Source organism: Streptomyces celluloflavus (assembly GCA_000720995.1).
GTDB classification, from domain to species: Bacteria; Actinomycetota; Actinomycetes; order Streptomycetales; family Streptomycetaceae; genus Streptomyces; species Streptomyces celluloflavus.
This window is the reverse complement of the sequence record JOEL01000098.1, coordinates 1-6,961: the sequence shown is the minus strand read 5'-3', so window position 1 is coordinate 6,961 and position 6,961 is coordinate 1. Positions and strand designations below refer to the sequence as shown.

The 6,961-nt window shown below is 64.1% G+C and carries 4 protein-coding genes and 1 pseudogene; 2 read left to right on the top strand and 3 right to left on the bottom strand.

Annotation, left to right across the window (positions count from 1 at the left end):
* Positions 1–463: 463 nt before the first annotated feature.
* Positions 464–578, bottom strand: a pseudogene (locus tag IH09_RS40480) (phosphotyrosine protein phosphatase); the annotation flags it as partial.
* A 1,033-nt stretch (positions 579–1,611) separates the two neighbouring features.
* Between IH09_RS40480 and IH09_RS35795 the strand changes: the two are divergent.
* A complete protein-coding gene (locus IH09_RS35795; protein WP_110952816.1) occupies positions 1,612–2,448 on the top strand; it encodes an HNH endonuclease signature motif containing protein in 837 nt (278 codons plus the stop codon).
* 1,116 nt (positions 2,449–3,564) lie between these two features.
* Here IH09_RS35795 and IH09_RS35790 read toward each other — a convergent pair.
* Both IH09_RS35790 and IH09_RS35785 read right to left on the bottom strand, forming a co-directional pair.
* A complete protein-coding gene (locus IH09_RS35790) occupies positions 3,565–4,191 on the bottom strand; it encodes a hypothetical protein (protein WP_190233512.1) in 627 nt (208 codons plus the stop codon).
* 317 nt (positions 4,192–4,508) lie between these two features.
* Positions 4,509–5,258 carry an HNH endonuclease gene (locus IH09_RS35785; protein ID WP_052861928.1) on the bottom strand — a complete coding sequence of 250 codons (750 nt, stop codon included), beginning with the start codon at positions 5,256–5,258 and terminating at the stop codon, positions 4,509–4,511.
* 448 nt (positions 5,259–5,706) lie between these two features.
* On the opposite strand from IH09_RS35785, the gene IH09_RS35780 reads away from it, so the two are divergent.
* Entirely contained in the window at positions 5,707–6,849 is a 1,143-nt protein-coding gene (locus IH09_RS35780) for a hypothetical protein (protein WP_052861927.1), read from the top strand.
* Positions 6,850–6,961: the final 112 nt, after the last annotated feature.

Genomic DNA, 6,961 nt, shown 5'->3' with positions numbered 1-6,961 from the left:
CACCACCCCCCAGGTCATCCGTTCGACAGGGGGCAAAAGTCATGCCAGGCCCGGAGGCCAGCGGCCCTCTTGCAGGACCGCGAAAAACATAACGGGGGGAGGTGGGTTGCGGTGTGGGCGTATCCGGCGTGGTGCGGTGGATGCTCTGCGCGCACCCCATGTGTGCCATATATGTGCTGCAAGATCGAGGCCCTGTCGCCCACTCGGACGACAGGGCCTCTGACCTGGTGATTCTCTGTGCCCCCGGCAGGATTCGAACCTGCGACACCCGCTTTAGGAGTCCTGGCGGGGCCGTGACGGATGGTCCCGCATAGTCGGTGAGTATCCCGTTTTCCCTGATCGCTGGGCATATGGCTGACGCCAGGTCCAGCGCCCAACCGGTCTTTGTCACGCCGTCCGCTCACGCATCGCTCACGCGTGGCGGACGGCTGACCAGGAAGCCGCTGTAGGGACAGGGGTCCTGGCGGACCGACTCGACGCCCTGGCAGGCCGGGATCTCCAGCTTCCAGTCCAAATACCGCTCGCTGGGGAAGATCGGGCAGGCATCGACAGACCATGGTGATGTAGATGTCCGATTCCCCTCCGGTATGTGCCCTCACGCTGAGCCCCTGGCTGCCAGCGTCCTCGAACCAGCAACGCGGGCGACCACACCCCGGTAGCCAGCAGCCGCATCTTCCTCCTCCTGGCCGTCCTTGACGGAGCCGTCCGCGCAGATCCCCTCCTCCAGGCCACCGCCGTCACGGATCGCTGGGAGGGCAGCCCACTACGACCGCCTGTCCGGCCCCCTCAGCTGCGCCAGCCACTATCGCCGCGCCCTCGCGCCTTCGGCGGGGCGGCTCTTGCCGTGCCACCGGGCGGACACCTCCGCCTCTTCGCCACCCTTGGCGCGTTGTCGCCGATCGCAGCTGTGATCGTGTTTTGAAGCGAAGCACCCAAGTCCGGTAACCGGCGGAGGGATTGGTGCGGCAACAGGTTGTCAGAGGCGCCTGCAATCATGGCTGTTATGGCCGCCAAGAGATGTGACCGTTGTGACTTGTTCATCGGGCAAGGTTGCGACTGTCCTTCAGATGGATCTGCTCCGCGTGCATATGGCATCGCAGTTCCTGTGCAAGCGGTGCGGAAGCCCGTGGTACGTCCTGAGCGCATTCTGATCTCTCCACATGGCGTGGCCCACCTCCCGGATGAGTGCAACCACCACCCGGAGCAGAGTCACCGAGACGCCGATTGGGGGTGGATTCCGCAGCCGCCAGCGGGCATGTGGGAGGACATAGACGAAACGCGCCCGGTGCAGGCCACGGAGGGGAACACGCAGCTCGTCGCCTATCGCCGGTGTCGCAGCTGCTTGTCGTAGTGGCGGTGGCGTCGAGGTCGAGAATGCGGCGAGACGGCCGAGGTCGGAAGGCTGCACTGCTGTTTCTGCCCGCTTTTGATCAGGGGACGGATTCGGAACAGCTCCCAGACCCCCATGTCTGGGGCGCCCTCCAGCACCATAGCGCCAGCAGTCTCCGCAACGCGCATGGCTTGAAGACAACCACCGAGCGGCGCAGACGCCGGGCGTTGTCAGTGCCCACCGATACGGTCCCCACCACCATGCGTCAGAGGGAGCGCCCCATGGACAAGAAGCCGCGCCGCTACTACAGCAACGCCACCATCGCCGCACTCATGACCCTAGCCCGCGGCGGGTGCTACTGGCCCGATTGCAAGGTCCCCACCATCCGTCTGATCAACGGAAATCCCAGGCTCGACCTTGAGATCGCCCACATCCGGGCATTCGAAGAAGGTGGCAAGCGATTCGACCCGACAAGGTCGGCGAGGGAGCGCAACAGCTTTGACAACCTCGTTCTGCTGTGTAATCCCCACCACGAGGAAGTCGACGGCCCTGACAGCGATAAGTACCCCGTGGAGGTACTCCTGGGTTGGAAGCGCACCCGCGAGGCCGATGGCCTGGAGGCCCTCGCGGGCCTGGGGGAGCTCACCAAGGCCGAGCTCAGCGAGATGATCGCGGCTGTACAAAGCCAGCTTGTCGACCGCATCGGACCTGCGCTGGACGAGTTCGCCAAGACTGCCCCGGAGCTCGCCTCCCTACTCAAGGCCGTCATGAAGGAGCTGGCAGATCCAAGAGTCCACGGCTTCGGGATCTCCCAGGACGGGATCAATATGCTGCACAAGTCAGCGCGAACCTTCGCCAATTTGGAAGACAGCGCCAACAGGCTGGCTGAGGCGGCTGATAGCCTCAAAAACCTCGAAGATGGGGCGGACATCCTCGCCGACGCCGCCGACTCCCTCGTGAACCTCGGTGACAACGCGAGGATCCTTTGGCGGGCTGCCGATAAGACCCTGAAAGCCGCCGAATCCCTGGAGAATCTTCCGGATAACGCGAAGATCCTTTCAGGGGCTGCGAATAATGCCCTGAAAGCTGCTGAAACCCTGACTCATACGCGCTTCTGAGGTCGGCAACTCCGAGCTGGGACGGCCCGGCCGTCCTCGCCGGACACCGCGCCGCCGACCAACTCCTCGTCGTCGATCCGGCCTTCAAGACCACCCCGCCGACCGTTCAGCTCTTCGGCGACGCCTCCGACAACTGCCACGCGGCTCTCACCCCGCTGACCGGCCCCGCCGTCCTGGCCATCGCCGTCGCTCTGGACACCCTGCGCCTACGCCGACTCCTCGACACCATGCCGGCCGCCGTACCCCGCCCAGCCCCGGGCGGGCAGTACCCGTCCAGCTACCCTGCCGGCCGACGATGGACGACAGGCTAGCGGGACGGACGGATGAGGCGCGCTCCCTCAAGTCGGCGTGCAGAAAAGCACGTTACGGGCATCGAACCCGCGCTCTGAACTTGGGAAGCAACCGGCGCTTCGGTCCACTTGTGGCCCGTTACCTGCCAGAATGCCTTCTGTAACTCTGTTCTGGGTACCCCGCCGTGCCCTTGGGGACCCCTGTTTACCGCTCCTGCTGGCATGTTGTGGCACGGTCTTCAGGCACGAGGCGTCTGCCAGCTACTTCCCGTTCGGAGGGGCTGCGGGGGTGTGAACCTCTATGTTGAATGTGAGGCCGGAGAAGTCCCGCCCCTGGAGCACCGGGCCGTTCTGTGTCCCTCCGCTGATGCGGTTGCGTACCTCGCCGTCTGAGGCGGTCTGGAGCTGCTGCCTCCACACTTCGAGTAGCGCTCGGAAGTCGTCATCAAGGGCGGCCCGTATCTCCAGGGCCGTTGCCAGGGCCTGGGCTCGGAACGGGTCAGAGGGAGCGCATTCCAACGCAGCGACTTCCAGCTCGCCAGAACTGATCTGGGGCGATCCTGATATCTGTGCCGAGCCATGATGGAGCGGGCGTTGTACCAACGTGGTGAGGCATTGCCATGCCGCACGTTCGGGTTCGCCGCTGAGGCTGCCAGCCAATTCTGCGAGGGCCGCTGCAGTAATCTGATCCATGCTGTGACTCCCTCGATCGCTATTGGGATGCCCTACCGTAAGTCCGGCGTGTGGAGTATCGGAGTGTTTCCGAGGAATCCGTTGTTCGGTCAGCTCGGCCCCAATTGGGCGCGACGCTAGTGCTTCAGGGCACCTAAGTGCCGGGCTGGCGACCTTTCTTCGACAGGAGGAAGGCCAGGTCGGCAGACGGCCCCGGAGGGGTGGGGACGGCATCAGCCTCTGCTGACTCTCGCCGTTGCTTGGCCATCCCGTCGACCTCGGCCAGCAACCTGAGCGTCGGAGCCCACATCGCCAAAAGCCCCATCAGGTCAGGAAGAGACGCGGCATACGTGGTGAGTATGGATCCGCATGTGTTCCCTGTCAGTTCGATGGCGAACCGGGGTACGCGCACGTCGCGTTCGTAGACAACCAGATTCAGCGGAATGCACCGGTCGTGAAAGTATGGGCTTTCGGCCTTGTCCGCGAAGCCGTCCGCAGCAAACCAATGTGCGAACCCCGCTGCGCGTAGATCGTCCGCAAAGTCGCCAGTGCCAGCGTCGGGTACAGGCTCGTAGGCTAGGTCGATCCACTCTCCGTAGGAATACATCTGATCATGGGCCCCCAGCCGGGTTCCGTTCCGAATCGCCTGCTGTTGCACCTCGAACTGGACCTGACCACCCATGATCACCGGGCCGTGAAACGTACCGCCACTGGCCTCGTTGTTGGTCCGAGGCGCTGCTCCATGCTGGTGCCTGTTGCGGTCTGTGCGGCTCTTCTCCACCGCTTCCCCCCCCGTTCGCATTGGCCAAGAATTCCATCTTGCACGAGGAGTGTCTGGCGACACCCACGATTCAGCCGCATGTGGAGCGCCGTCGCCGACAGCTGACGGAGTGCGACGCGCCCCCTCAAAGGTCTTCTCCACTGGGTCAAACGCTCTGGTTGCGGTGATGCGAAAGTCTGATTCCAGGTTTTTAGTGGCAGACGCCACGAGACGTGCCGCTCGTAGGGCAGCAGCTCCAGCCCGACGGATCCATCGCAGGGATGTGCCGGGTCCGTAGAGGTTCGACGGACAGGTCCGTTGCCCCTGTGCCGGCCGCTTCAGTTGCGTTGGGTTGGGATCGTAGTGGCAGATTGCGGATCCGCATGACTGCCCAGCGCCCCTTCATGCCGGTCACGCAAGTAGCGGACGACGAGTGTCGACATGAGATCGCCGACAGACATGTTGGAGTCGAGCGCCGCTTTGCTGAACTCGGCGTACTGGCCGGGGCCGATAATCACGTCGCGCACGGTACGTGCGTCTGGGTGCCTCCATCCGCAGCAGATGCGCCGGCTGCAGACGTCCAGTTCGGAGGGGGCGACGCACGGGGTCGTCCAGGGGAGATGGGGGTAGCTGGCCAGCGTTTCTTTGCAGCGTTCGAGGTGCCCCCAGAGCTCGTCCTTGTTCTTGTACCGGTCAGCCCCGAAGTGGTGACGGAACCAGTCACGACGGTTTGGATCGCCAATCTCGCGGCGAACTCGTTCAATACGTGACTCGAAACCGGAGAACATGCGGACAGACATCTTGCGAGTGTCGAACCCGTCCCGAGGTCGATCACGATGGAGCTTCTGATCGATAAGCCACTCCAGTGGGCTTCGCCCGCGCTTCCAGTCGTTGCAGGGCTTGCAGGCAGGGAGGAAGTTCCACCACACGTCAGCGCCATTGCTGGCCACAGGCTGTTCGTGATCCAGGGTCGTCGACGGCTGAACGGCGCAGTACGTACACCTCCCTTCGTTCGCGGTGAGGCTCATCAACCAGACATACGTGGCCTGCTTCGCCCGACTACCCCTGGGCACGGTCGCGTCCGCCATCACGTCTCCTCGCACTCCTCAGACCGAGTAACGAGACGCTACTTGGGGCCACTGACAATGCGCCTCTGGTCGACTACTGTGCGCACTGCTTTGGTGTGAGGTTTCTGTTGGTGGCATGCGCTCGGTGTCCCAAGCGGTTTGCCCGAGGAGAGCCTGTGAGGATCAACTCGGCGCTATGCAGCAGGTGACCAGAATAAAATCCGTGCTCTGAGCTTCTGGGTTCAGTATGCGTTTGACCTGTGAAGACGCCGCGCCGCGGGCTGATTTCCCAGGTGATTGCTCGCCCCTCGTTGATCACTCCATCTGGCACGACAGAGGTGCGCGGGGAATGCGTCCGCGAATGGGGCTCGCACTGCGCCCGAGAGCCTGCTTGGTCCGTGTCCGCAGCGAAGAGCGAAAGCCGACGTTGCTGCCGCAAGCAGTGGCTCGTCCTGCGAGGCTGGGCGGCGTGACCTACGCAGTGACAGTGGATACGCAGTTCCCGAACGGTGCTCCGGAGCTGGACGAGTTGCATCGGGTCGGTGCCGGCGCCCTCCTGGAGCACGGCTTCGACTCGGTCGAGTCGATCGATGGACCGGACGGAGTGGAAGCGGAGATCGCCGACACGTGGGTGGGTGTCCATCCCGGCGGCGCGTTGCTCAAGGTATTCGTGGACGCGCCGGCGCTGGAGTTCGCGGAGCAGGCGGTCCGCGCGCTTGTGGAGGAGCTGCTTGAGCGCTCGGAGCTGCTCGCCGACTGGACCGTCGAGCGGTGCGAGGTCGAGCTCCACCCTGATATCGCGAAGGAGAGCCTGGAAGCGGCCGACGGTCCGGACGCCCCACCGGACGACATCTCCTCGCGGCGTGCCCGACTGACCGAGCCGAACGCTCGCGACGCTTCCGCCGACGCGACGGGTGAAGTCGTCGACACAGAGATGGCACAACGCAGGATGCGTTCGATGGCCGCTGGGCTGCGGGCCTTCGGACCGGAGATGTTCGGCGCTCCCGATGAGGAGGAGAAGGACGATGAACTCGCCGACTCTGGCTCACGGCTTTCGGTTGATGACGCGGAGCTGGCGGCCGGGGCGTTGGTGTGGGCGACGGATGTCCTCTTGGACGAGCTGTTCCAGGACGTGTATGCGCTGGCCGAGGAGGAGACAAACGTCGCCGACTGCGACCGGCCGATGTGGCTGCTCGACGAACTGCCTCCGCGCTACGCACTGCGGTACGACGCTCGCTTCGCCCGGCGCTTCCTGGTGACGGCCATCGCCCTGACCACGCGCTTCACGGAGGGTAGCTTCGAGCAACTGAGCTGTGTGGCAGAGGAGCTGGCACTGAGGCTCCTTCTCGGCCGGGCTGAGGTGGCCCTTGAGACGTTCGGTCTCCTCGATGACGGGGTTGCGTCGGCTCTGGAGTGCTTCACCACGTTGGTCTGTGAGGACATGGATCACGAGTGGCTGTACGACGACGCGAAGGACGGCATCGACGAGAGCTCGGTGGGCGACTACCTCGGCGTCGTGCCCATGGGACTGACGAGCTGGTTCACGCCGTTCAACGATCACCGGTTCGTCCACCCCTACGTGATGGACGAACCCTTCGCCGAGGAGAGCTGACTAGTACTCCAGCCGCAGTTCGCTATCGCTGCTGGTCAGAGCTCTGTTTTGGAGTGTGCTCGGCTGATGGTCCGTCAGCTGGCGGGGGTTCGTGACTTCGGGTGCGACGGTG

Excerpts from the sequence above, each read along its gene's own strand:
- IH09_RS35785 (WP_052861928.1), bottom strand. The coding sequence starts at position 5,258 with ATGGCGGACGCGACCGTGCCCAGGGGTAGTCGGGCGAAGCAGGCCACG.
- IH09_RS35795 (WP_110952816.1), top strand. The coding sequence starts at position 1,612 with ATGGACAAGAAGCCGCGCCGCTACTACAGCAACGCCACCATCGCCGCA.